The organism is Paenarthrobacter nitroguajacolicus, assembly GCF_029952445.1.
Classification (GTDB): Bacteria; Actinomycetota; Actinomycetes; order Actinomycetales; family Micrococcaceae; genus Arthrobacter; species Arthrobacter nitroguajacolicus_B.
The window spans coordinates 97,136-120,530 of the sequence record NZ_JAQPPK010000005.1 but is presented as its reverse complement, the minus strand read 5'-3'; the positions used below and the strand labels follow the sequence as shown (position 1 = coordinate 120,530).

Below are 23,395 nucleotides of genomic sequence, written 5' to 3'. Positions count from 1 at the left end.
TTCCCCTAGGCTGCTTCCAGAATCGCGACTACACCCTGGCCGCCTGCGGCGCATACCGAGATGAGGCCTCGTGCCGGACGGCCGTCCACGGTGCCCTTCTCGTGCAGCATCTTGGCAAGGGAGGCCACTATCCGCCCGCCGGTGGCGGCAAAGGGATGTCCCGCAGCCAGCGAGGAGCCATTGACGTTGAGCTTGGCGCGGTCGACTTTGCCCAAGGCGCCGTCAAGTCCAAGGCGGTCCCGGCCGAATTCCTCGTCCTCCCAGGCGGCCAGGGTGCTCAATACGGTTCCTGCAAAGGCCTCATGGATTTCGAAGAAGTCAATGTCCTCGAACGTCAGGCCATGGCGGGCGAGCAGCCGGGGAACAGCGAACACGGGAGCCATCAGGAGTCCGTCCTTGCCGTGCACAAAATCAACGGCCGCCGCCTCGCCGTCCAGGACGGTAGCGAGCTTGGGCAGTTTGTGTTCGTCTGCCCATTCTTCTGTCGCCAGCAAGACGGTGGAAGCACCATCGGTCAGGGGCGTGGAGTTGCCCGCGGTCATCGTTGCCTCCGACCCGAGGTTCCTGCCAAACACAGGCTTGAGGGATGCAAGCTTCTCCAGGGTTGTGTCCGCGCGCAGGTTGGAGTCCCGGCTGAGCCCGCGGTACGGGGTTATCAGGTCATCGAAGAAACCCCGTTCGTAGGCGGCCGCCAGGTTGCGATGGCTGTTGAAGGCAAGCTCGTCCTGGGCGTCGCGGCTGATCTTCCACTGGGCCGTGGTGAGGGCCTGGTGTTCACCCATTGACAATCCCGTGCGGGGTTCGCCGGTATTGGGGGCATCAGGGGCCAGGTCCTTTGGGCGGATGCGGCCGATGATCTTCAACTTCTGCACCGGAGTCTTGGCGCGGTTGAGGTCCAGCAGGATTTCCCTGAGGCCCTCGCTGACGGCGATGGGCGCATCCGATGCCGAATCCACGCCGCCCGCGATGGCCGACTCGATCTGCCCCAGCTTGATCTTGTTCGACAAACCGAGCACCGTCTCCAGGCCGGTCGCGCAGGCCTGCTGGAGGTCGTAGGCGGGGGTTTCCGGTGACAATGCTGAGCCCAGCACGGCCTCGCGGGTGAGGTTGAAATCCCGCGAGTGCTTGAGGACCGCTCCAGCGGCCACCTCTCCGATTCGTTCGTCCTGCAGCCCGAACCTGGCGATCAGCCCCTCCAGCGCTGCCGTAAGCATGTCCTGGTTGGAGGACTTTACATAGGCTCCGCCGGTGCGGGCGAAGGGGATGCGGTTGCCGCCCACGATGTAGGCGCGGCGCACTGCTTCGGGTGTTGTAGCGCGATCCGGGTTCCCACCCGTTGTCACGTCTGCTGCAGCCATGCTTGTCTCCTTCGATCAATGCCAGTTACTGATACCCAGCGTACCTGATACGCTGGGTATCGTGAACAGTCGCCACCAGGAATTCCCCACTGCCGCCCAGGCTCCCCCAGGCGAGGCCGCCTCTGCCGTGGATGGCAGGGCCTCAAGATGGCAATCCCACCGTGAGGAACGGCGTCGTGAACTCATCAAGGCGGCACGCAAAGCCGTCCACAGGTTGGGAAGTGATGCCTCCATGGAGGACATCGCCGGAGCGGCCGGCACGTCCAAATCCGTGTTCTACCGCTACTTCGGTGACAAGGCCGGCCTTCAACAAGCCATGGGCGAGGTTGTACTGGGGCAAATGCAGCGCAGGATGAGGGAAGCTGCGCAACTGGCCCAGACACCGCGCGAAGGGCTGTACGCCATGGTGTCCGCATACCTGCAGATGGCCGAGTCCAGCCCCAATGTGTATGCCTTCATCACGCGGCTCACGCCCGGCGAGGCCTCAGCGCAGGACGCGATTGCGGCCTCAGGCGCCCTCGGCAACTTTTTCGAACAGATCACGGAGATGATCGCCACTCCAATGCGTGAGTACCTCGGCGTGGAGAAGGAGGGCGCGGAAAAGGAAGCGGTGATCGTGTACTGGCCAACAGCAGCCATCGGTTTGGTCAGGAATGCCGGCGAGATGTGGCTGGGAAGCCCCGCAGGTGCCGGCAAACCGGACCAGGCGGCCATGGCGGCCCAGATTACCGACTGGCTGTGCCTGGGCGTCGCCCCTGGGCTCAAGGCCACCACATGACACCAGCAAATGACTCATCAGTTGTCGGAACCAAAGAAGGAATCAACATGACTGAAGTAGTGGACAGGGCCTCATCGGCCACCAAACCGGCAGGCCGCGACGACGCCGCCACCGCCGTCCAACCCGTGGTTGACGTTGCGGCCCTGGGCGAGCAGCTCCTGGGCAAATGGGCGCACATCCGGCATCAAGCGCGTGAAGTTGCGGGCAACCCTGCCGTGCAAAAGATCGAGGGACTGCACCACACCGAGCACCGTGCCCGGGTGTTCGAGCAATTGAAGTTCCTGGTGGACAACAACGCGGTGCACCGCGCGTTCCCGAAGCGCCTGGGCGGCTCGGACGATCACGGTGGGAACATTGCCGGCTTCGAGGAACTCGTCACCGCCGATCCCTCCCTCCAGATCAAGGCCGGCGTGCAGTGGGGTCTTTTCGGCTCCGCCGTCATGCACCTGGGAACCGCTGAGCACCATGACAAATGGCTTCCCGGGATCATGAGCCTGGACATTCCGGGTTGCTTCGCCATGACGGAGACCGGGCACGGTTCCGACGTCGCCAGCATCGCCACGACTGCCACTTACGACGCCGGCAGCCAGGAGTTCGTCATCAACACCCCGTTCCGCGCGGCCTGGAAGGACTACATCGGAAACGCGGCCAACGACGGCCTGGCGGCAGTGGTGTTCGCCCAGCTCATCACACAGAACGTCAACCATGGCGTCCACGCTTTCTATGTGGAGCTCCGTGATCCCGCTACCAAGGAGTTTCTGCCGGGCATCGGCGGCGAAGACGATGGCATCAAGGGCGGATTGAACGGCATCGACAACGGTCGCCTTCACTTCACGGACGTCCGGATCCCGCGCACCAACCTTCTGAACCGCTATGGCGATGTTGCTGTGGATGGAACGTACACCTCCACCATTGCCAGCCCCGGACGCCGCTTCTTCACCATGCTGGGCACTTTGGTCCAAGGCCGCGTGTCCTTGGATGGAGCCGCCGTTGCCGCCAGCAAGGTGGCCCTCAAGACCGCCATCCAGTACGCCACTGAGCGCCGGCAGTTCAATGCCTCCTCTGCCACGGATGAAGAAGTGCTGCTGGACTACCAGCGCCACCAACGCCGGCTTTTCACGCGGCTGGCCACCACCTACGCGGCCAGTTTTGCGCACGAGGAGTTGCTGCAGAAGTTCGACGACGTTTTCTCCGGCGCGCACGACACCGACGCCGACCGCCAGGACCTGGAAACACTGGCGGCCGCCCTCAAGCCGCTCAGCACCTGGCACGCCCTGGACACCCTCCAGGAGTGCCGTGAAGCTTGTGGCGGCGCGGGCTTCCTGATTGAAAACCGCTTCGCCTCCCTCCGTGCGGACCTTGATGTCTACGTGACCTTCGAAGGCGACAATACAGTCCTGCTTCAACTGGTAGCCAAGCGGCTCCTGGCCGACTATGCCAAGGAATTCCGCAGCGCCGACTTTGGTGTGCTGGCCCGCTACGTTGTGGACCAGGCTGCCGGTGTTGCCCTGCACCGAACGGGCCTGCGCCAAGTGGCCCAGTTCGTGGCCGACAACGGCTCGGTTCAAAAGGCAGCCCTGGCCTTGCGCGACGAAGAAGGCCAGCGCACTTTGCTCGCGGACCGTGTGCAGTCCATGGTGGCCGAGGTCGGCGCGGCTTTGAAGGGCGCCAACAAACTCCCGCAACACCAGGCCGCAGCGCTCTTCAACCAGCACCAACATGAACTGATCGAAGCAGCGCAGGCGCATGCGGAGCTCCTCCAATGGGAGGCGTTCACCGAAGCCCTGGCCCAGGCCCCGGACGAAGGAACCAAGCGGGTGCTCACCTGGTTGCGTGATCTCTTCGGCCTGTCCCTGATTGAAAAGCATCTCTCCTGGTACCTCATGAACGGCCGGCTTTCCATGCAGCGCGGACGGACTGTTGGCACGTACATCAACCGCCTGCTGGTCAAGATACGCCCTCACGCTGTGGACCTCGTCGATGCCTTTGGCTACGGCCCCGAGCACCTCCGGGCCCGGATCGCTACTGGGGCAGAAGCGCAACGCCAGGACCAGGCACGCCAGTACTTCCGCGAGCAGCGCGCCAGCGGGAGCGCTCCGGCAGATGAGAAGGCGATGCTGGCACTGAAAGCGGCCAAGTCCCGCTAGCAGGGTTGCCGTACCGTTCGGTGAACAATCAAGGAACTTAAAACCACGACGGCGCCGTCCCCACCAAAGGGGGCGGCGCCGTCGAGGTTTGGCGTGCTGTTGGAAGGCACCTGCGGTGCCCAAGGTCAGCGCAGTACTGAGCGGTACACCTCAAGGGTGGTTTCGGTGATGGACTCCCACGAGAAATGCTCCTCGGCCCGGCGCCTGCCGGCAATGCCCATCTCACGTGCCCGGGCTGGATCCGTGACCACCTGGTTCAGGGCGGCAGCGAAATCACTGACGAACTTCTCCGGATCCAGCGGAGTGCCGGTGCCGTCGGTGACCTGCTCCAAGGGGACCAGCAGTCCCGTTTCGCCATGCTGGACCACTTCGGGAATACCACCGGTGGCACTGGCGACGACGGCCGCGCCGCAGGCCATCGCTTCGAGGTTGACGATGCCCAAGGGCTCGTAAATGGAAGGGCAGGCAAAAGCCGTGGCATGGCTGAGGACCTGGATGAGCTCCTTGCGTGGGAGCATCCTTTCGATGAGGATCACGCCCTCACGCTTGGTCTGCAGTTCTTGGATGAGCCGTGCTGTTTCGGCAGCGAGTTCCGGTGTGTCCGCGGCGCCAAGGCAAAGTACCAACTGGACATCGTCCGGAAGGCTCGAAGCCGCCCGCAGCAGGTACGGAACCCCCTTTTGCCGGGTGTTGCGGCCTACGAACACCACGCTGGGCTTGGCAGGATCAATGCCCAGGGCCCGGATCGCATCATCTTCCTCATCGCGCTCCCACAGGGAGACGTCAATGCCGTTGTGGACTACCTTGACCTTTTCGGGATCAACGTTGGGGTAACTCCGGAGGATGTCCTGGCGCATGCCGTCCGAAACCGCGATGATGGCGGCTGCGGCCTCATAGGCCGTTTTCTCCACCCAGGAGGACAACGCGTAACCGCCGCCGAGCTGCTCCGCTTTCCACGGTCGCAGTGGTTCCAGGCTGTGGGCGCTGAGGACATGGGGAATGCCATGAAGCAGTGAAGCCAGGTGTCCGGCCATGTTGGCGTACCAGGTGTGCGAGTGGACAAGGTCCGCTCCCGCAATGTCCGGAACGATCCGCAGGTCGACGCCGAGAGTTTGGAGGGCAGCGTTGGCATCGCCGAGGTCTTCGGGCGTGGCGTAAGAGGCCACGGTGGCCCCATGGTAGTCCGCGTCACGGGGCGCGCCGAACGCCCGGACGTGAAGGTCGACGTGCTTCGCCAGCACCCGGCTGAGCTCGGCAACGTGGACACCGGCACCGCCATAAATTTCCGGAGGGAATTCTTTAGTCACAATGTCTATTCGCACGCTAACCAACGTAGTCGTTCCGGCGTATGTGTTCTAGTGTGAAAGGGTCCGGAAAATCGGACTTTTGGGGGATACGAAGACGTACGGGGAGCTGTGACCATGGCGTTGAAGAAAGTTTTGGCAATCGTATTGGCAGGCGGCGAAGGCAACCGACTCATGCCGCTGACAGCGGATCGGGCCAAACCGGCCGTTCCGTTTGCTGGCGGCTACAGGTTAATCGACTTTGCACTGTCGAATCTCGTGAATTCGGGATATTTGAAAATCGTGGTGCTTACGCAGTACAAATCACACAGCCTTGACCGGCATATCTCCGAAACGTGGCGGATGTCTACTCAGCTGGGCCGTTATGTGGCTTCCGTACCAGCGCAGCAGCGCGTGGGCAAGAGCTGGTTCCTGGGCAGCGCCAATGCCATCTACCAGTCGTTGAACCTGATCCACGATGACGCCCCGGACATCGTGGTAGTGGTCGGCGCGGACCACGTTTACCGCATGGACTTCTCCCAGATGGTGGAGCAGCACATCGCAAGCGGCGCCAAGGCCACTGTTGCCGCCGTCCGCCAGCCGCTGAACATGGCCAACCAGTTCGGCGTCATCGAGGTGGACCAGAACGATCCCCAAAAGATCGCCGCCTTCGTGGAGAAACCTGCCAGCACCCCCGGGCTGGCAGCGGATCCGTCGCAGTTCCTGGCTTCCATGGGTAACTACGTCTTCAACGCCGATGCCCTGGTTGAAGCGCTCCACGTGGATGCTGAACGCCTCGACACCAAACACGACATGGGCGGGGACATCATTCCCTACTTCGTGGACCAAGGCGAAGCGGGCGTCTATGACTTCACCTTGAACGACATTCCCGGTGCCACTGACCGTGACCGTACCTACTGGCGCGACGTCGGTACCATCGATTCGTTCTACGACGCCCATATGGACCTCATCTCCCCTGTGCCGGTATTCAACCTGTACAACTCCGAGTGGCCGATTTATACCCGCCAAAGCATTTCCCCGCCGGCAAAGTTCGTCCGTGGCGGGAACAACACCGTGGGTACGGCCTTGGATTCGATCGTGGCCAGCGGCGTCGTGATTTCCGGTGGCATCGTTGAGGGCTCCGTGCTTTCCAACGATGCCTACGTCGCGGCAGGCAGCCGCGTCCAGGACTCCGTTTTGATGGACAAGGTTTATGTCGGTGAAGGTGCCGTCATCAACCGGGCCATCCTGGATAAGAACGTCAAAGTACCCGCAGGCGCAGCAATCGGACTCGACCCCGCCCTGGATAAAGCCCGTGGGTACAAGGTCACCGAATCCGGAATCACCGTCCTGGCAAAGGGCCAGGTTGTTCCCGAGCCCGGTGAGGCCGAACTTGAGTTGTCTGCCCGGCATCGCGGTGCGTTGCCGGAGGCCCTCAAGGTTGCCACCCACCACGACCCCGAAATCCGCGACTCCGCAGAGAAGGTGGCCGCAGGGATCCAGTCCCGCGTGGCAGGGCCGGCTTCCAGCTGAACCGGACAGAGCCCGAGGCAGTCCTCACTCTCCCAAGGCTGTAAAATCAGGTCAATGAGCTCCACCGATCTGACGCCTGAAGAGATCCAGGCCTGCCTCAAGGTTCTGACCACGATCCACGTCTACGACGAAGAGCACCCGGACTACGTTGCCGTCCGGCGTGCCACCGGCAAGATGTTCAAAGCCGTCAAGCGCCACCGCCGCGTCACCAAACGCGACTCGATCGCCGAAGCCGACAGGGCCGTTATTGCCCTGACGGCCACAGCGGCACCGGACCGGATCGACGACGAGACCCGCGGCAACAAGCTGGCTCCGTCCGCTACCGGTGAGATCGCCGGGCACCTGATCCGCTCGCGGCCCTGCTACATCTGCAAAAAGCACTACACCCAGGTGGATGCCTTTTACCACCAGCTGTGCCCCGAATGCGCAGCTTTCAGCCACAGCAAACGGGACGCCCGAACAGACCTCACGGGTCGTCGGGCCTTGCTGACCGGTGGCCGCGCGAAAATCGGCATGTACATCGCCCTGCGCCTGCTCAGGGATGGAGCGCATACCACCATCACCACGCGCTTCCCCAAAGACGCTGCACGACGATTCGCCGCCATGGAGGACAGCAGCGAGTGGCTGCACCGCTTGAGGATTGTTGGAATCGACCTTCGCGATCCGGCACAAGTCATGGCGTTGACGGATTCCCTCAATGAGGCCGGCCCGTTGGACATCATCATTAACAACGCCGCGCAAACTGTGCGCCGTTCAGGCAACGCCTACAAACCCCTGGTCGATGCCGAGGACGAGCCGTTGCCGGCGGCGCTCGAAGCTGCCAACGGAGGTCCTGAGCTGGTGACGTTCGGACATGCCCACGACAAACACCCTTTGGCCCTGGCCAGCAGCGTCACCGAGCACCCGGTCCTGGCTGGCGATGCCATTACTTCACTGGCTCTGTCCACTGGTTCGGCCTCCTTGGAGCGGATCGAGTCTGGGACTGCCATCGACGCCGGTGGCTTGGTCCCCGACCTCGCTTCGATCAACAGCTGGACCCAGGTTGTGGATGAGGTGGACCCGTTGGAGATGCTCGAAGTCCAGCTCTGCAACGTCACCGCACCCTTCCTGTTGGTCAGCCGGCTGCGGGACGCCATGAAGCGTTCCACAGCGCACCGGAAATACATCGTCAACGTCTCGGCCATGGAAGGGCAGTTCTCGCGTGCCTATAAAGGGCCCGGCCACCCGCACACCAACATGGCCAAGGCAGCCTTGAACATGATGACGCGGACCAGTGCCCAGGAGATGCTTGACTCCGATGGCATCCTCATGACCGCGGTGGACACCGGCTGGATCACCGACGAACGGCCGCACTACACCAAAGTCCGGCTCATGGAAGAGGGCTTCCACGCTCCCTTGGACCTGGTGGACGGAGCGGCCCGGGTGTACGACCCCATCGTGATGGGCGAAAAGGGCGAAGACCAGTACGGTGTCTTCCTCAAGGACTACAAGCCCTCGCCCTGGTAAACCCTGCCAAAAGTTTGAGTACAGATAAGGCCCTTAAGAGCACGTCTTAAGGGCCTTAGCTGTACGAAATATCTCTAGGCGAGGCGGGTTATCTCCACGGACACGGAGAGTCCCGAGCCGCCGCCACCGGAGAGGATGCCTTTAAGCGGCGGAACATCCCGGTAGTCACGGCCCCTTGCCACTGTGACGTGGTAGTCACCTGCCGGCTTGTGGTTGGTGGGGTCCCAGCTGCGCCACTCCCCATCCCACCATTCGAGCCACGCGTGCGATTGCCCGGCCACAGTTTCACCGATGTCGGCCGAGGACCGGGGATGGATGTACCCGGAGACGTAGCGCGCGGGGATGCCGCTGCAGCGCAGGGCACCGATGGCAAGGTGGGCAAGGTCCTGGCATACGCCTTGACGCTGCGACCACGCTTGCTCGGCGTTCGTCGTCACGCCGGTGGAGCCCTTCATGTAGGTCATTTCGCCGGCCATCCACGCGAAAACCGCCAGCGCTGCCTCATGTGGATTCTTGCCTTCAACGATCCCGGGAACGATGCCCAGGACTTCCTCCCCCGGGCCGCTGAGCCGTGACTGGGGAAGCCAATCGCTGAATTCGTCCTGGACTTTTTCGGAGGCCATGACGTCCCAGCCCACGATGTCATCTTCCACGGCCACCCGCTCCGTGCGGTGCACTTCCACGGTGGCCGTGGCAAGGACCTCGAGGCTCTCGTGGGGCATCTGCATGTCGAAGGCCGTGACACGGGTTCCCCAATAGTCGCGGTAGGTGCTGACGGAGGCCTGGTTGGGCGAGACCTTGAGGGAGGATTCCAGCACCACTTGTTGGCCGTCAGTCAACGGAGTCATCCGTGCCTCGTTGTAGGACAACGTCACGCGGCGGTTGTACTTGTAGGCCGTCTTATGGACGATGCTCAGCCGGGTCATGAAACTTCTCCCACCCAGGCGTGCTCATCAGCCTGATTGAAGTACTTACGGGAAATCGCGTCAGATGCCTGGGTCACGGCCTTTTGCACACGTTCCATGTGCTCGGGCAGTTCGGACATCAGGTCATCGGTGCGGTGGAACTCCAGGAAGGTGCGGGCCTGGCCCACGATGCGGCGGGCATCGTTGATGAAGCCGACGCGCTGCGCCGACGGGTCCAGCTTGGCAAGGCACTCATCGGCGTCGCGCAGCGCGTACACGATGGAGCGTGGGAACAGACGGTCCAGGAGCAGGAATTCGGCCGCGTGCTGGTCACCGAAAGCCGCCCGCCGGGTCCGGATGAAGGACTCGTAGGCGCCGGCGCATCGCAGCATGTTCACCCAGGACATCCCGGCGGACTGTACGTCGCGGGTGGACAGCATGCGGGCCGTCATATCAGCACGTTCCAACGAGCGTCCCAGCACCATGAACAGCCAGCTTTCGTCGTGGCTGACGGTGGTGTCCGCAAGCCCGCGTACCATGGCTGTCCGCTCCAGTACCCAGTTGCAGAAGCGATACGTGCCCACCACGTCCTTGCGGTGCTGGTTCAGGCCGTAATACGTGGTGTTCAGGCTTTCCCAGAGGGATTGCGACACCGTTTCCCGGGCTCGACGCGCGTTTTCGCGGGCAGCCCCGAGGGAACCGGCAATGGAGGAAGCGCTGTGCTTGTCATAGGCCAGTGCGTGGAGAAGCTCGGGCAGGCCGAAGTCCTCGCTCTGCGGTTTGGCGCCCATGACGGCAAGCAGCTCCCTGGCGACGCTGCGCTGCTCTTCAAGGGGGAGGTGGTTAAGGCGCTCCAGGTGCACGTCCAGGATCCGGGCGGTACCGTCAGCCCGCTCTACGTAGCGGCCGATCCAAAAGAGTGACTCAGCAATACGGCTCAGCATGCGGCTGTGCCTCCTTCGCGTGGTGCATGTCGAAGTTCAAGTGGTGGTTGGAGCGGGTTCACTGCTGCTGCTCCGTTTGGCGGTCGCGCCAGTTGCTTTCAACGGGCCATACGGAAACCTGTTCACGCAGGGTGACGGACTGGCGCGGGATGACCTCGGCCGGCATCTGCGGCGAGTTGGCCAGAACCCACGTGTCCTTTGAGCCACCGCCCTGGCTGGAGTTCACGATCAGTGAGCCCTCCTTGAGCGCGACACGGGTGAGGCCGCCGGGGAGGACCCACACGTCGTCGCCGTCGTTGACTGCAAATGGACGCAGGTCTACGTGCCGCGGCCCGAATTTGTCTCCGGATAGCGTGGGGACGGTGGAGAGCTGCAGCACGGGCTGGGCGATCCATCCGCGGGGATCGGCAATCACCCGTTTGCGCAAGGCATCCAGTTCTTCCTTGGACGCGTCGGGACCGATGACCAATCCCTTTCCGCCCGAACCGTCGACGGGCTTGACCACCAGCTCCTCGAGGCGGTCCAGGACATGTTCCCGGGCTTCCTTTTCCTCGAGGCGGAAAGTGTCGACGTTGGCGATGATTGGCTCTTCGTGAAGGTAGTACCGGATCAAGTCAGGCACGTAACTGTACACGAGCTTGTCATCGGCCACTCCGTTGCCCACGGCGTTGGCAATGGTCACTCCCCCGGCGCGGGCCGCGTTGACCAGGCCCGGGCAGCCGAGCATGGAATCCGAGCGGAACTGCAAGGGATCCAGGAAGTCGTCATCGATGCGTTTGTAGATGACGTCCACACGTTGTTCGCCGGCAGTGGTCCGCATGTAGACACGGTTTCCGCGGCAAATGAGGTCACGGCCTTCCACGAGCTCCACGCCCATGAGTCCTGCCAGGAGCGTGTGCTCGAAGTACGCGCTGTTGAAGACGCCCGGCGTCAGGACGACCACCGTGGGATCGTCGACGCCGGCCGGTGCGGTCTTGCGCAGGGCCGACAGAAGCCGCCGGGGGTACTCTTCAACAGGCCTGATGTGTTGCTGGCCGAAGGCCTCCGGCAGACCTTTCGCCATTGCCCTGCGGTTTTCCAGGACGTAGCTGACACCGGACGGGACGCGGACGTTGTCCTCGAGCACCCGGAACGTACCGGCAGCGTCACGGACGACGTCGATGCCGGAAACGTGGACACGGACGCCGCCTGAGGGTTCGAATCCGTGGACGGCACGGTGGAAGTGGGCGCTGGTGGTGACGAGCTGCCGCGGTATGACGCCGTCCGCCACCACGGCCATCCGTCCGTAGACGTCGTTGAGGAACGCTTCGAGTGCCCTGACCCGCTGGGCAACGCCGCGTTCCAGCACGTCCCATTCGTCGGCAGGGATGACCCGCGGGACGATGTCCAGCGGGAAGGGACGCTCCTCCCCCGCATAGTCGAAGGTGACGCCACGGTCCAGGAAGGTCCGTGCCATGGAGTCGGCACGGGCCGTGACATCCGCCAGGGAAAGCTCGCGGAGGGCACCGGAGACCTGACCGTAGGATTTTCTGGCAACGTGGCCGGGGGCAAACATCTCGTCGTAGGCTCCACTGCGCGCAGCGGCCTCGGAGTAATCCTGGAATAGGTCAGACATGGGAATCAGACAATCACCTTTTTGAGTCGAGCGCATTACGCACTGATTGTGTCGCGGTTTCCGGGTGCTCCCGGTTTCGCCTTCCGTGCCCCCATCCGGCAGGGTTGAGGCATGCCCTTCAACAGACTCACGTCCCAGCTGTCACGGCTGGGGCCAGGGTTGGTCCTGAGCGTCGCCGCGATTGGCCTTGCCTTCACCATCCACGCAGTTTTACCCGTCGTTTCAGTCATACCAGTCATGACGCTTGCTGTTGCCTTGGGCTTGCTCTCAGCAAATATACCGGGGACTGCCGTGGTGGTTGCGGGGCGCGCCCGGGCCGGCCTGGACTTCGCGGGAAAGCACCTGATGCGTGCCGGCATTGTGTTGCTCGGGCTCAAGGTCAGTGTGTGGGACGTTCTGGGCCTCGGCTGGTTGTCGTTGCTCCTGATTGCTGGCGTGGTCCTGGTGAGTTTTGCCGGAACGTATGGCTTGGCGCGCTTGCTGCGCCTGCCAGCTGATGCCTCCTTGTTGATCGCTACCGGGTTTTCCATCTGCGGGGCCTCCGCCATCGGGGCCATGGCGGCCGTACGGCGCATCAAGCACCAGGACACCGTGCTGCCGGTAGCGCTGGTCACCCTGTGTGGAACGCTTGCCATTGGCGTGCTGCCGCTCCTGATGCATCCGTTGAAGCTCAATCCGGAGCAGTTCGGAGCCTGGACCGGTGCATCCGTGCACGACGTGGGCCAAGTGGTGGCCACGGCGCAAACCGCGGGAACTGCGGCCCTGGCGATCGCCGTCGTCGTCAAACTGACCCGGGTGGTTCTCCTGGCGCCCATTGTGGCAGCAGCCGGGCTGCACCAGCGGGTCCAACACGTACGGCAGCGTGCCATCGGCGCGGCTAATGCGGGCGACGTCGACGGCAAGTTCCCGCCCATCGTGCCGCTCTTCGTGGTCGGCTTCATTGCGATGGTGGCGGTGCGTTCCCTCGGTTGGGCATCTCCGGAAGTCCTGGAAGCAGCTGCGGTGGCACAGGACCTCCTCCTGGCGTCGGCGTTGTTCGGTTTGGGCTCTGCCGTGCGTGTCAGGACGCTGATCCACACGGGTGGGCGGGCCGCCCTGGTGGCGCTGGGGTCCTGGCTGATCATCGCTACGCTGGGCTTGGGGGCTGCCTGGATCATGATTAGATAGCCGTGTGTCGAATCACAATTTGTCGCGCGATGAAGCCGCTACCCGTTCAGCCCTGATCACCACCCACAGCTACGACGTCACCCTTGATGTCCGGGACGCGGCAGATCCCGCAGTTACCGGCTATCCGAGCACCAGCACCATCACCTTTTCGGCCGAGGCCGGCTCCGCCACTTTCCTTGATTTCATCAGCGGCGGCGTGAACTCCGTGGTGTTGAACGGACGCCTCCTGGATGTCGGGAAGGTGGTGGACCAAGACAGGATCATCCTGGAGGGACTCGCAGCCGAGAACACGGTCACGGTTATTGGCACGGCTCTTTACAGCCGCTCCGGTGAAGGGATGCATCGCTTCGTGGACCCGGCGGACGGCCAGTGCTACCTGTACACCCAGTACGAGCCCGCCGACGCCCGCCGCGTCTTTGCCAACTTCGAACAGCCCGACCTCAAAGCGGAGTTCACGTTCCACGTCATCGCCCCGTCCGGCTGGGAAGTTGCCTCCAACGGCGTTGAAGCCTCCCGGACGCCGGTCGCCTCCGATCCCGCGGTTTCGCGCTGGGACTTTGCCACCACCAAACGGATGTCCACCTACATCACCACCGTGCTCGCGGGACCCTACTTCAAAGCGTCGGACCACTGGAGCGCAACGCTCGACGACGACACCCGACTTGAGGTTCCGCTGGCCCTTTACTGCCGCGCGTCGTTGGCGTCGTCGTTCGACGCCGACGAGCTGTTCAGCCTGACCAAGAGTGGCCTGGCCTTCTTCAACGAGCTTTTCGACTACCCCTACCCGTGGGGCAAATACGATCAGGCCTTCGTGCCCGAATACAACCTGGGAGCCATGGAAAACCCCGGGTTGGTAACCTTCACCGAAAAGTATGTCTACGCCTCACGGGCAACCGATGCCCAGTACCAGGCGAGGGCGAATACCCTCATGCACGAGATGGCCCACATGTGGTTCGGGGACCTCGTGACCATGGCGTGGTGGGATGATCTGTGGCTTAAGGAATCCTTCGCCGATTTCATGGGGACGCTGGGCGTGGACCGCGCCACGGACTGGGACACCGCGTGGGTGAACTTCGCCAGCAAGCGCAAAGCCTGGGCCTATGTCCAGGACCAACTGCCCACTACGCACCCGATCGTGGCCGACATCCCGGACCTTGAGGCTGCCAAGCAGAACTTCGACGGGATCACCTACGCCAAGGGCGCATCGGTGCTCAAGCAATTGGTGGCCTACGTTGGCTTTGATGCCTTCATAGCTGGCTCGCGTGAGTACTTCCGGGACCACGAATTCGGTAATACGTCGCTGGAGGATCTCCTGAAGGCCCTCAGCGCAGCCTGTGGACGGGATCTCGGTGATTGGGCACGGCAGTGGTTGCAGACCTCCGGCATCTCCACCATCGCAGCGGAGATCGTGGAAGATGACGGCGTGATGGGCGCGGTGACGCTGCAGCAGGAGGCGATTGACCCCCTCACCGGTCACCAGGAACTCCGGCCCCACCGCATGCGCCTCGGCCTGTACGACGCCGACGCGGGCGGCGCCTTGCTCCGGTCCGAAAGCGTGGAGGTGGACGTTAGCGGTCCCAGCACCCTGGTAGTCGGGCTGGCTGGAAAGAAGCGGCCCGCCCTGCTGCTGGTCAATGATGACGATCTCAGCTACGCCAAGGTACGGCTTGACGCCGTTTCCGAGCGCACCGTCAGGAACTCCCTCGACAGGATCCAGGACCCCATGGCACGGGCCCTCTGCTGGACGGCCCTATGGGACTCGGCCCGCGATGCCGTCACCCCTGCGGCACTCTACGTGAGCGCCGTCGAACAGTTCGCCCCGGCCGAATCTGGCATCGGCGTCCTGCTCAACGTGCTGGGGAATGCCTCCAGTGCCATTGAACGTTTCGTTCCCCAGGCGGATAGGGAAAATGTCCGCAGTGGTTTCCTGGCTGTCGCAGCCCACCAGTTGCAGGTTTCGGCGCCTGGATCTGATGCCCAACTTGCCTGGGCGAGGACGCTGGCGGACGTATCCCGGCACGGTGGCAGTGAACTCCCCCTGCTCCGCCGCATTCTTGACGGCACCACAGTTGTTGAGGGCTTGGCCGTGGACGCTGAGCTGCGATGGAGCCTCTGGCAAGCATTGGCCGCACACGGGCGAGCCACACAGGCAGAGTTGGACCGGGAGCTCGAAGCAGACAAGACGGCCTCCGGCCAGGAGGGGCACGCGCTGGCATCGGCGGCGCGCCCTGATCCTGCCGTGAAGGCGGCCGCTTGGGAGGCCGCTGTCAATGCCAGCGGGCTCTCCAATGAGATCCTCAGCGCAACGATCGCGGGCTTCGCGACGGCCCCCGCTACCCTGACCGCACCCTATGTTGAGCCCTACTTCGAATGCCTGGAGCGTGTTTGGGCCGGGCGCAGTATCGAGATTGCCGGCAGGATCGTCCGCGGGCTTTTCCCTGCCGCGCAGGATCTTGAAGTGGGCATGGATCCTTCGAATCATCCGGTGCTCGTACGGACGGATGAATGGCTGCGGGGCCATGCCGGTGCACCGCGTGCCTTGCGACGGATCATCATCGAGCAGCGGAGCCACCTCGCCAGGGCACTGACAGCCCAGGCAGTTACGGAGTAGGCCACCACAGAGTAGCTGTGGGACCGAACCCTCTCAGTTGCTTCGTGAAGCCGCTGACTTTATGGCTTGGGCAAGGTCGCCGGGACGGCTCCACATGGGCCAATGCCCCGTCGGCAGGTCGACGACGTCCAGGCGCTCCAGGTTCGCAACCTCGGCAAACATGGCATGGCCGGCCCGTGCCAGTTCCAGCACCTGGGCACCCGGTATGGAGCAGCACACCATCGTGGTCGGGACCTTGCGTCGGGCATCGTTGCTGAGCTCGACGGGCTGCCGCAGCACTGGCCCGGGTTCGGGAACGGCCCGGGCCTGAAAGCGCTCAAGTACCTGAGTGTCCAGGCCTTCGAGGCTTGCCTGCCGGGCAACGACGTCGAGGGCCGGCAGCGGGAGCTCTTGCACATCGTCCGGAATGTCCGGGGCGAAGATGCTGCCCGGCGCTACAGGTCCGGAATCCACCCAGACCACCCGCTGGACAAGCTCCGGGTGACGGTCAAGGACGAGGCTGACGGGGGCGTTGGCGCCGCTGTGGGCGACGAGGATTGCGGGCTCGTGTTCTGAGACCCCTTCTTGGGCCATGAGGTCCAAGACAGCTGAGGCTTGATCGTCGAGTGTCCTGGTTGCCCGCGCGGGATCGTCTGCATCGAGACCGGGCAGGGTCATTGCGATTGCCCGCATCTGCACGGCCGCCAGATGTTCAAGGACTTCGTCCCACGCCCAGGCGCCCAGCCAGTGGCCGGCGACGAGGATGATGATCGGGCTGCTTGAAATAGTTGTCATGGCACTACCCTCGCAGGCAGCATGGACAAGGGTGTGTCACTATTTATGTCATGAATTATGGACGGCTTGAACGGTGAAAAGGGTCGAGAGGCTCCAGGCACTCTCCGAGATGCTGCGCCGCAGCGGAAAACATGGAGTCTCCGCAGAACGGTTGGCCCGCGGGTTTGAGGTTTCCGTGCGCACCATAAAAAGGGACCTGGATGCCTTGGAAAGCAGTGGCGCTCCCATATGGTCCCGTCCGGGACCGGGAGGTGGCTACGGACTCGTGGCAGGCCAGTCCCTGCCACCCATCACCCTGTCCCCCGCTCAGGCCGTTGCGCTGATGGCTGCCGTATCCGCTGCTCCTGATGCCCCCTACGCCGATCTTGCAGCAGCGGGCATAAGGAAGATCCTGGATGTCCTCGATCCCACAACCCGGGCACGAGCCGATGAACTGGCCCACCGTGTTTGGGTCAACATGCCTGCTGCATCTTCGCGCGCCATCAAGTCGGCCCTGGAAGAGGCCATGTCCGGGCAGCGGGTGATCCGAATCCGCTACACCTCGGCAGACGGGGCCACCACTACCCGCGATGTTGAGCCCGTCCTGTTCGCCTCAACGAACGGCCAATGGTACTTGGTGGGGTGGTGCCGGCTTCGCGATGCGATGCGATGGTTCACCGTGGCGCGGATCGAGCGGGCCAGCGTGACAAGCATGGTTTGCAGCGGCCATACAGTCGAGGAGGTCGGAGAACCCCCAGCCGGTGCCAGGCCGGTGCACGATGGGGGCAGGTAACTCCCCCAACGGCCAGAGCGGCTAGGGAACCCGGTTCAACCATTCCCCGGTGCCGAACTTGGCGTCCACACGATTCCTGGCTTCTTCGAGTTCTGCCTTAGTGAGCCTGGACTCCACCGCGCCGTACCTCTCGGTAAACACCTCCTGCATGGCTTCAAGGATTGCTGCCCGGGCCATGCCGGTCTGGCGGCGCAAAGGGTCCACGCGTTTCTTGGCACTGCGGGTACCTTTGTCCGACAGTTTCTCTTTGCCGATCCGCAGCACTTCGACCATTTTGTCGGCGTCGATGTCGTAGCTCATGGTGACGTGATGGAGCATGCCGCCGTTGGCGAGCCGCTTTTGGGCGGCTCCGCCGATCTTCCCCTGGTCCGTGGCGATGTCATTGAGCGGCACGTAGTAGGCCGTGATTCCGATTTTCTCGAGGGCGGCCATGACCCAGGCGTCCAGGAAGGCGTAAGAATCGGCGAAGCTGATGCCGTCTACGAGGGTCTGCGGCAAGTACAGGGAATAGGTAATGCAGTTTCCGGCCTCCATGAACATGGCACCGCCGCCGCTGATGCGGCGAACCACCGTGATTCCATGGCGCTGGACACCGTCAGGATCCACTTCGTTCTTCACGGACTGGAAACTGCCGATGACCACCGATGGCTCTTCCCAGTCCCAGAAACGCAGGGTCGGGTTGCGTAGCCCCGCACCGACTTCCTCCGTCAGGACCTCGTCCAGTGCAACGTTGACCTGCGTCGGGAGAACCGAGGGCGGAATGACTTCCCACTGGTGATCGGCCCAGCTGGTGGCTTTGGAGAGCGCACGGCGGACCGTAATGGCCACCGCCTCTGCGGAGAAGCCGAACAGCACCGCGCCTGCAGGCAACCCACTGTTGATGGCAGCCGCGATCTCTGCTGCCGTGGATGAGTCCGGAAGTCCGGTCAGGGCAGAATTGATCTCTTCCAGGGCCTCATCCGGCTCCAGGAAGAAGTCCCCGCTGAGGGAGACGTTGGCAAAGCGTCCGTCCATGACATCCAGGTCCACCACCACGAGTTTGCCGCCCGGAACCTTGTATTCGCCGTGAAGGCGGCTGCCGGCGTCGTCGTTTTTCGCTTCGGGTGAGTGTTGGGGAGTCATGGTTTCCATCTTGCCGGAAAACGCAAAAGCCCGCATTGCCGGAAAATCCGGCAATGCGGGCTTTGAAAGCCTTGGGGTGAAGTGGTTACTTCTTGCCGCCGAAGCCCTTGAAGCGGGCGTTGAAGCGCTCGACGCGGCCAGCGGAGTCCATGATGCGCTGCTTGCCCGTGTAGAACGGGTGGGACTCCGAGGAGATTTCGACGTCGATAACCGGGTAGGTGTTTCCGTCTTCCCACTCGATGGTCTTCGAGGAAGACACGGTGGACTTGGTCAGGAACTGCGTACCGGAAGCGAGGTCGTTGAAGACAACAGCTTCGTACTTCGGGTGGATATCAGACTTCATAATGGGACCTTTTGTTCACGCAACTGGATTTTGCCAGCTGCCAGGTATGAATGGAGGTGGTCCATGAACTGCAATGTGAACATTCCAGCTTCCGGGCCAACAACCAATCATAGCCGAAACGGACACTCCACACGAACCGGGTTCAGCTTCGCGGACGAAGTTCCCAGAAGGCCACGGCCGAGGCAGCTGCCACGTTGAGGGAATCGACACCGGCCCGCATGGGAATTTTGACCGCAAGGTCGACGGCGGCAAGCGTCTCCGCGCTCATGCCGGCACCTTCGGTTCCCAGCACCAGCGCCAGTTTCGGCAGCTGCCTGGACGCAAGGTGGTCGAGGTCCATTGCGTCCCCGGTAAGTTCCATGGCAGCTACTGTGAAGCCCTGCTCCTTCAGTCGCATGAGGTCCAGTGGCCAGCTCTCCAGCCGTGCCCATGGGACCTGGAAGACCGTGCCCATGCTGACACGTACGCTGCGCCGGTACAGGGGGTCACCACACCGCGGCGAGACCAGCACCGCATCCACGCCCAGCGCAGCGGCTGAACGGAATATGGCACCCACGTTGGTGTGGTCCACGATGTCTTCGAGCACGGCTACCCGCTGCGCCCCGGCCAGGAGCTCTTCGAGCGGAAGGGGAGCCGGACGATGCATTGCCGCCATGGCACCGCGGTGGAGGTGGAAGCCTGTGATCTCCTCCAGGAGTGCGGCCGTTCCGATGAAGACCGGAACATCCGGATAAGCCCGGAAGACGTCGCTGAGATCTTCGAGCCACTTCTCGGCAAGGAAAAAGGAACGGGGCTGGTGCCCCGCTGCCAATGCCCTGCGCAGGACCCTGGAGGACTCGGCGATATACATGCCCTCCCGGGGCTCCCGCAGTTTGCGCAGGTGCACGTCCGTGAGAGTGGTGTAGTCACTCACGCGGGGGTCATCGGCGGATTCGAGGTAGTGGAAGGTCACCGGGAGATCACTTGAGGAGGTTGGCGATCATGAAGCCAAGGGCCACGATCCCGAGCGTGAAGATGACAGCCCGCAGGACCTTTGGCGACAACTTGCGGCCCACCTTGGAACCTAGCAGCCCGCCGATGGTGGAACTCACGGCAATCAGCAGAACCACCAGCCAGTTAATCCTGTCGAAGGCGAAGATGAGGTAGGAGACTGCCGCCACCATGTTCACCGTCAGCGTCAGGATGTTCTTCATGGCGTTGGCGTTCTGCATGGTTCCTGACAGGAAGACGCCCAGGATCCCGACCAACAGGATTCCCTGCGCGGCTACGAAGTAGCCACCATAGACGCCGGCAAGATAGATGAGCACCACGAGGAGGATTCCATGGCTCTTGTCTTTGAGGGCATGTTCCGGATTCTGCTCACGGCTGCGGATCCACGCCTGCAGCTTCGGCTGGAACAGGACCATCAGCAAAGCCGCCACCAACAGAACGGGCGCAACATAGGCGAAAACTTTCTCCGGCAAATGCAGGAGAAGCCAAGCGCCCGTGATGCCGCCAAGCAACGAGGCCGGCATGAGCTTCATCAGCTGCCTGCCACGACCCGCCAATTCGCGCCGATAACCCCAGGCGCCGGCGGCGGTGCCCGCGACAAGGCCCATGGCATTGCTCATGGAGGCCACGACCGGAGCCACACCCAGTGCGATGAGCACCGGGAAAGTAACCAAGGTGCCGGATCCGACGACGGCATTGATGGTGCCCGCCCAGAGTCCAGCGAAAAAGACCAGGATGCTACTAAGAATTTCCACAGTTGACGCGCTTTCCGGCCTAACGGCGTGCAGTGGCCGTGTACCGGCCAGCATTTTCCGTGACGTCCAGGTCAAGACCGAACGTGTTGCTGAGGTGCTCGTCGGTGAGGACGTCCTTGATGGGTCCGGCGGCGACCACTTCGCCTTCACGAAGGAGCATGGCGTGCGTGAATCCGGGCGGCACTTCTTCGAGGTGGTGGGTGACCAGCACCATGGCAGGAGCAGCTTCGTCCCGGGCAAGCTCGCCGAGTTTGTGCACCAATTCCTCGCGGCCGCCAAGGTCCAGGCCCGCGGCGGGCTCGTCCAACAGGAGAAGTTCGGGATCGGTCATCAGAGCGCGGGCGATTTGGACACGCTTGCGCTCCCCCTCTGACAGGGTTGCGAAGGTCCGGTTGAGAAGGGGGCCCATCCCCCAGTCGTTCAGGAGGCCGAAGGCGCGCCGTTCGTCGTCGCGTTCGTACCCTTCCCGCCACCGGCCGGTGACTCCGTACGCTGCGGTAACCACCACGTTCAGGACGTTTTCGTGTTCAGGGATCTGTGTGGCCAACGCCGCCGAGGAGAGGCCGATCCGGGGCCGGAGCTCAAAGACGTCGACGCGCCCCAATGTTTCGTCGAGGATCCCCGCCTTGCCGCTGCTGGGATGCAGGCGGGCAGCCGCAATCTGGAGAAGCGTAGTCTTGCCTGCACCGTTCGGGCCCAGGATGACCCACCGTTCGCCTTCGTTGACCTGCCAGTCAACCTTGTCCAGCAGGGTCTTCTTGCCTCGGACAACGCTGACGGAAGCCAATTCCAGAACATCACTCATAGCAGTAGACACTAGGACAAAAGTGAAGATGACTGATAACCGGCACTTTCCGCTGGTTTATCAGGCGAAACAGATTCGGATGGACGAAGCGCCCTCAGTAGGATTGAAGCCATGACTTCGAACTTGGCTGCGGTCAGCTATGGCGTGAATTTGTCCCCTGAATCGCTTGATGGCGTACGCAAGGCGCTGGCCGACGCGGGTGTGGCAGTGTCAGCGGAATCACAGTCCGACGACGGCCGTTACAGCGTCTACACGGCCGACCTCGAAGTGCGGCTTGATTCGGCCGCTGATCTTTCTGCGCTTCGACGCCGGGTGGCCGACGCAGAAATGACAGGCGTCGATATTGCCCTTGTCCCCACAGCCCTTCGGCAAGCAGAACGCAAGCTGCTCATCATGGACGTGGACTCAACCCTTATCCAGCAGGAAGTCATCGAGCTGCTGGCCGCCTACGCCGGCAAGCGGGACGAGGTGGCAGCGGTTACCGAAGCCGCCATGCGTGGCGAGCTCGACTTCGCCCAAAGCCTGCACGCCCGGGTCGCCGTGTTGGCGGGCTTGCCGGCCGACGTCGTGGACTCCGTCCGCGGAGAAGTGCGGCTCAGCCCCGGGGCGGCGGAGCTTGTGGCCGCGTTCAAGGCAGCCGGCCACGTGGTGGCTGTGGTCTCCGGCGGCTTCAACCAGATCCTGCGTCCTATCGCCGAAGAGCTGGGACTCGATTACTGGATTGCCAATGAACTTGAAATCGTCGACGGCGCGCTCACGGGCAAAGTCCTCGGTGCCGTCATCGATCGGGCCGCCAAGGAAAAGTACTTGCGGCAGTGGTCCGCGGCCGAGGGTATCGATTTAGCTCACACCATTGCTGTCGGTGACGGCGCCAACGATCTCGACATGCTGGGCGCGGCAGGGATCGGTGTTGCGTTCAATGCCAAGCCCGCGGTTCGTGCCGTAGCCGATGCCGCGATCAGCATGCCGTATCTTGACGCTGTGCGGCACATCGCCAACGTCTGACCCTCGGCAGCTGAAATTTTCCACTTTCGCGACACGATCTGCATTCCTGCGCCACTTATTTGGTGACTCGCAGTAACAAGATCCCCAGGAGCGAAAGATGGTATCTCAGCAAGCACACCTCGGAACGTCAGTTGCTATGGCCGGCATTGACTCCGCAGCCGTACACATCAGCCTCATGGCCGTGCTCGTTCTTGGCGCGGTGATTTTGGCCCTGTTAGGTTCCTTCGCCGTTCTCGTCCTGGTTCCGCTTGCAGCGGTGGTGGTGAGGAAGGGCCATGCCAAACGATCACGGCCTTCTTCGTTTCCTGCTGAACCGGAGGGTTCGATCCCCCTGCCAGCTATCGGTCCGCGGCATGCCAACCCAATAAGAAACACCTAACATCATTTCGTGACGCTTGAATTGAAATGTTTTATTTGATTGTTATCGGACCGTGAATCTGCCCGGAATAATCTGGAAATGTCCTGATCGAAATGGTTTTTAATGCTGGACGGCGCATATCCTGTGGAAGATACTTTCGCGTATTCAAATGCTGACATTACTGAACAGGAAGAGCACACTATGAGCACGCTTGATGAAGCCATAAAACAACTGCTGTCCATCGAAGGCGCCACGGGCGCGGCCGTCGTCGATCATTCCAGTGGCATGGCACTCGCACAGGGCGGAAGCCCAGGATTCGACCTCGGCGTAGCCGCCGCGGGTAATTCCAACGTGGTGAGCGCAAAGCTGCGCACCATGGCTGACCTGGGCCTGGACAGCGACATCGAGGACATCCTCATCACCTTGGACGGGCAGTACCACTTGATCAACGTCCTGAACTCGGGTGGCTCCAAGGGCCTGTTCGTCTACCTTGTGCTCGACCGGACCTATGCCAACCTTGCCTTGGCCCGCCACAAGCTCAACAATCTCGCAAAAGGAATCACTATCTGAGCCCCTTGGACCCGAGTAGGGACGGGACTGAAGAGGGACGGCCGCTGTGAAAGC

The 23,395-nt window shown here is 62.6% G+C and carries 20 protein-coding genes; 9 read left to right on the top strand and 11 right to left on the bottom strand.

Annotated elements, in window-relative coordinates; translation table 11 throughout:
* Positions 1-5: 5 nt before the first annotated feature.
* Positions 6-1,358, bottom strand: a complete 1,353-nt coding sequence (locus tag PJL15_RS05060; RefSeq protein ID WP_281450116.1) for an acetyl-CoA C-acetyltransferase — start codon at positions 1,356-1,358, stop codon at positions 6-8.
* Between PJL15_RS05060 and PJL15_RS05055 the strand changes: the two genes are divergently transcribed.
* On the top strand, positions 1,357-2,136 hold the full coding sequence (locus tag PJL15_RS05055) for a TetR/AcrR family transcriptional regulator (RefSeq protein WP_281450115.1): 780 nt from the start codon (positions 1,357-1,359) through the stop codon (positions 2,134-2,136). The genes PJL15_RS05060 and PJL15_RS05055 overlap by 2 nt on opposite strands.
* A 47-nt stretch (positions 2,137-2,183) precedes the next feature.
* The gene (locus tag PJL15_RS05050) at positions 2,184-4,283 is read left to right on the top strand and encodes an acyl-CoA dehydrogenase (RefSeq protein ID WP_281450114.1); all 2,100 of its coding nucleotides are present in this window, start codon (positions 2,184-2,186) and stop codon (positions 4,281-4,283) included.
* 125 nt (positions 4,284-4,408) lie between these two features.
* Here the strand turns inward: PJL15_RS05050 and glgA are convergent, their stop codons facing one another.
* Entirely contained in the window at positions 4,409-5,605 is a 1,197-nt protein-coding gene (glgA, locus tag PJL15_RS05045) for a glycogen synthase (RefSeq protein ID WP_281450113.1), read from the bottom strand.
* Positions 5,606-5,698: 93 nt separating this feature from the next.
* Here glgA and glgC point away from each other — a divergent pair, with 93 nt between their 5' ends.
* Positions 5,699-7,099 carry a glucose-1-phosphate adenylyltransferase gene (glgC, locus tag PJL15_RS05040; protein WP_281450112.1) on the top strand — a complete coding sequence of 467 codons (1,401 nt, stop codon included), beginning with the start codon at positions 5,699-5,701 and terminating at the stop codon, positions 7,097-7,099.
* A 54-nt stretch (positions 7,100-7,153) separates the two neighbouring features.
* A complete protein-coding gene (locus PJL15_RS05035; protein ID WP_281450111.1) occupies positions 7,154-8,605 on the top strand; it encodes an SDR family NAD(P)-dependent oxidoreductase in 1,452 nt (483 codons plus the stop codon).
* A gap of 74 nt (positions 8,606-8,679) precedes the next feature.
* On the opposite strand, the gene PJL15_RS05030 is transcribed toward PJL15_RS05035, so the two are convergent.
* From PJL15_RS05030 to PJL15_RS05020, 3 genes are read right to left on the bottom strand one after another with little or no spacing between them, the layout of a single operon-like run.
* Positions 8,680-9,531: a transglutaminase family protein gene (locus PJL15_RS05030; protein WP_281450110.1), complete on the bottom strand. Its 852-nt coding sequence runs from the start codon at positions 9,529-9,531 to the stop codon at positions 8,680-8,682.
* Positions 9,528-10,454 (bottom strand): alpha-E domain-containing protein, encoded by a 927-nt coding sequence (locus PJL15_RS05025; RefSeq protein WP_281450109.1) that lies wholly within the window; start codon positions 10,452-10,454, stop codon positions 9,528-9,530. Before PJL15_RS05025 ends, PJL15_RS05030 begins: the two co-directional genes overlap by 4 nt.
* Before the next feature lie 58 nt (positions 10,455-10,512).
* Positions 10,513-12,069 carry a circularly permuted type 2 ATP-grasp protein gene (locus PJL15_RS05020; protein ID WP_281450108.1) on the bottom strand — a complete coding sequence of 519 codons (1,557 nt, stop codon included), beginning with the start codon at positions 12,067-12,069 and terminating at the stop codon, positions 10,513-10,515.
* 111 nt (positions 12,070-12,180) lie between these two features.
* Here PJL15_RS05020 and PJL15_RS05015 point away from each other — a divergent pair, with 111 nt between their 5' ends.
* Complete coding sequence (locus PJL15_RS05015; RefSeq protein WP_281450107.1) at positions 12,181-13,236, top strand: YeiH family protein; 1,056 nt, start codon at positions 12,181-12,183, stop codon at positions 13,234-13,236.
* Positions 13,237-13,240: 4 nt separating this feature from the next.
* Positions 13,241-15,847, top strand: a complete 2,607-nt coding sequence (gene pepN / locus PJL15_RS05010; RefSeq protein WP_281450106.1) for an aminopeptidase N — start codon at positions 13,241-13,243, stop codon at positions 15,845-15,847.
* Between the two features lie 33 nt (positions 15,848-15,880).
* Here pepN and PJL15_RS05005 read toward each other — a convergent pair whose 3' ends face one another.
* Positions 15,881-16,621, bottom strand: coding sequence for an alpha/beta fold hydrolase (locus PJL15_RS05005; RefSeq protein WP_281450105.1), 741 nt, complete (start codon positions 16,619-16,621; stop codon positions 15,881-15,883).
* Between the two features lie 73 nt (positions 16,622-16,694).
* Between PJL15_RS05005 and PJL15_RS05000 the strand changes: the two genes are divergently transcribed.
* Complete coding sequence (locus tag PJL15_RS05000; protein WP_281450104.1) at positions 16,695-17,393, top strand: helix-turn-helix transcriptional regulator; 699 nt, start codon at positions 16,695-16,697, stop codon at positions 17,391-17,393.
* Between the two features lie 21 nt (positions 17,394-17,414).
* Here PJL15_RS05000 and PJL15_RS04995 read toward each other — a convergent pair whose 3' ends face one another.
* The 5 genes from PJL15_RS04995 to PJL15_RS04975 all read right to left on the bottom strand — a co-directional run bounded on the left by PJL15_RS04995 (position 17,415) and on the right by PJL15_RS04975 (position 21,408).
* Entirely contained in the window at positions 17,415-18,515 is a 1,101-nt protein-coding gene (locus PJL15_RS04995; RefSeq protein ID WP_281450103.1) for a lipoyl protein ligase domain-containing protein, read from the bottom strand.
* Positions 18,516-18,600: 85 nt separating this feature from the next.
* Positions 18,601-18,858 (bottom strand): type B 50S ribosomal protein L31, encoded by a 258-nt coding sequence (locus tag PJL15_RS04990; protein ID WP_017200906.1) that lies wholly within the window; start codon positions 18,856-18,858, stop codon positions 18,601-18,603.
* A gap of 142 nt (positions 18,859-19,000) precedes the next feature.
* Entirely contained in the window at positions 19,001-19,810 is an 810-nt protein-coding gene (locus tag PJL15_RS04985) for a TrmH family RNA methyltransferase (RefSeq protein ID WP_281450102.1), read from the bottom strand.
* Between the two features lie 7 nt (positions 19,811-19,817).
* Entirely contained in the window at positions 19,818-20,603 is a 786-nt protein-coding gene (locus PJL15_RS04980; protein ID WP_281450101.1) for a sulfite exporter TauE/SafE family protein, read from the bottom strand.
* Positions 20,604-20,622: 19 nt separating this feature from the next.
* The gene (locus PJL15_RS04975; RefSeq protein WP_281450100.1) at positions 20,623-21,408 is read right to left on the bottom strand and encodes an ABC transporter ATP-binding protein; all 786 of its coding nucleotides are present in this window, start codon (positions 21,406-21,408) and stop codon (positions 20,623-20,625) included.
* A gap of 111 nt (positions 21,409-21,519) precedes the next feature.
* Between PJL15_RS04975 and serB the strand changes: the two genes are divergently transcribed.
* Entirely contained in the window at positions 21,520-22,413 is an 894-nt protein-coding gene (gene serB / locus PJL15_RS04970; protein ID WP_281450099.1) for a phosphoserine phosphatase SerB, read from the top strand.
* Positions 22,414-22,972: 559 nt separating this feature from the next.
* Entirely contained in the window at positions 22,973-23,341 is a 369-nt protein-coding gene (locus PJL15_RS04965; protein WP_281450098.1) for a hypothetical protein, read from the top strand.
* Positions 23,342-23,395 lie beyond the last annotated feature (54 nt).

What these genes read in the sequence shown, in the direction of transcription:
- PJL15_RS04995 (WP_281450103.1), bottom strand. Translation starts at nt 18,515, where the DNA reads ATGACTCCCCAACACTCACCCGAAGCGAAAAACGACGACGCCGGCAGC.
- PJL15_RS04975 (WP_281450100.1), bottom strand. Translation starts at nt 21,408, where the DNA reads ATGAGTGATGTTCTGGAATTGGCTTCCGTCAGCGTTGTCCGAGGCAAG.
- PJL15_RS05030 (WP_281450110.1), bottom strand. Translation starts at nt 9,531, where the DNA reads ATGACCCGGCTGAGCATCGTCCATAAGACGGCCTACAAGTACAACCGC.
- PJL15_RS05035 (WP_281450111.1), top strand. Translation starts at nt 7,154, where the DNA reads ATGAGCTCCACCGATCTGACGCCTGAAGAGATCCAGGCCTGCCTCAAG.
- PJL15_RS05060 (WP_281450116.1), bottom strand. Translation starts at nt 1,358, where the DNA reads ATGGCTGCAGCAGACGTGACAACGGGTGGGAACCCGGATCGCGCTACA.
- PJL15_RS05020 (WP_281450108.1), bottom strand. Translation starts at nt 12,069, where the DNA reads ATGTCTGACCTATTCCAGGATTACTCCGAGGCCGCTGCGCGCAGTGGA.
- PJL15_RS05025 (WP_281450109.1), bottom strand. Translation starts at nt 10,454, where the DNA reads ATGCTGAGCCGTATTGCTGAGTCACTCTTTTGGATCGGCCGCTACGTA.
- PJL15_RS04965 (WP_281450098.1), top strand. Translation starts at nt 22,973, where the DNA reads ATGAGCACGCTTGATGAAGCCATAAAACAACTGCTGTCCATCGAAGGC.
- PJL15_RS05015 (WP_281450107.1), top strand. Translation starts at nt 12,181, where the DNA reads ATGCCCTTCAACAGACTCACGTCCCAGCTGTCACGGCTGGGGCCAGGG.
- serB (WP_281450099.1), top strand. Translation starts at nt 21,520, where the DNA reads ATGACTTCGAACTTGGCTGCGGTCAGCTATGGCGTGAATTTGTCCCCT.
- PJL15_RS05055 (WP_281450115.1), top strand. Translation starts at nt 1,357, where the DNA reads ATGCTTGTCTCCTTCGATCAATGCCAGTTACTGATACCCAGCGTACCT.
- PJL15_RS05005 (WP_281450105.1), bottom strand. Translation starts at nt 16,621, where the DNA reads ATGACAACTATTTCAAGCAGCCCGATCATCATCCTCGTCGCCGGCCAC.
- PJL15_RS05050 (WP_281450114.1), top strand. Translation starts at nt 2,184, where the DNA reads ATGACTGAAGTAGTGGACAGGGCCTCATCGGCCACCAAACCGGCAGGC.
- PJL15_RS04990 (WP_017200906.1), bottom strand. Translation starts at nt 18,858, where the DNA reads ATGAAGTCTGATATCCACCCGAAGTACGAAGCTGTTGTCTTCAACGAC.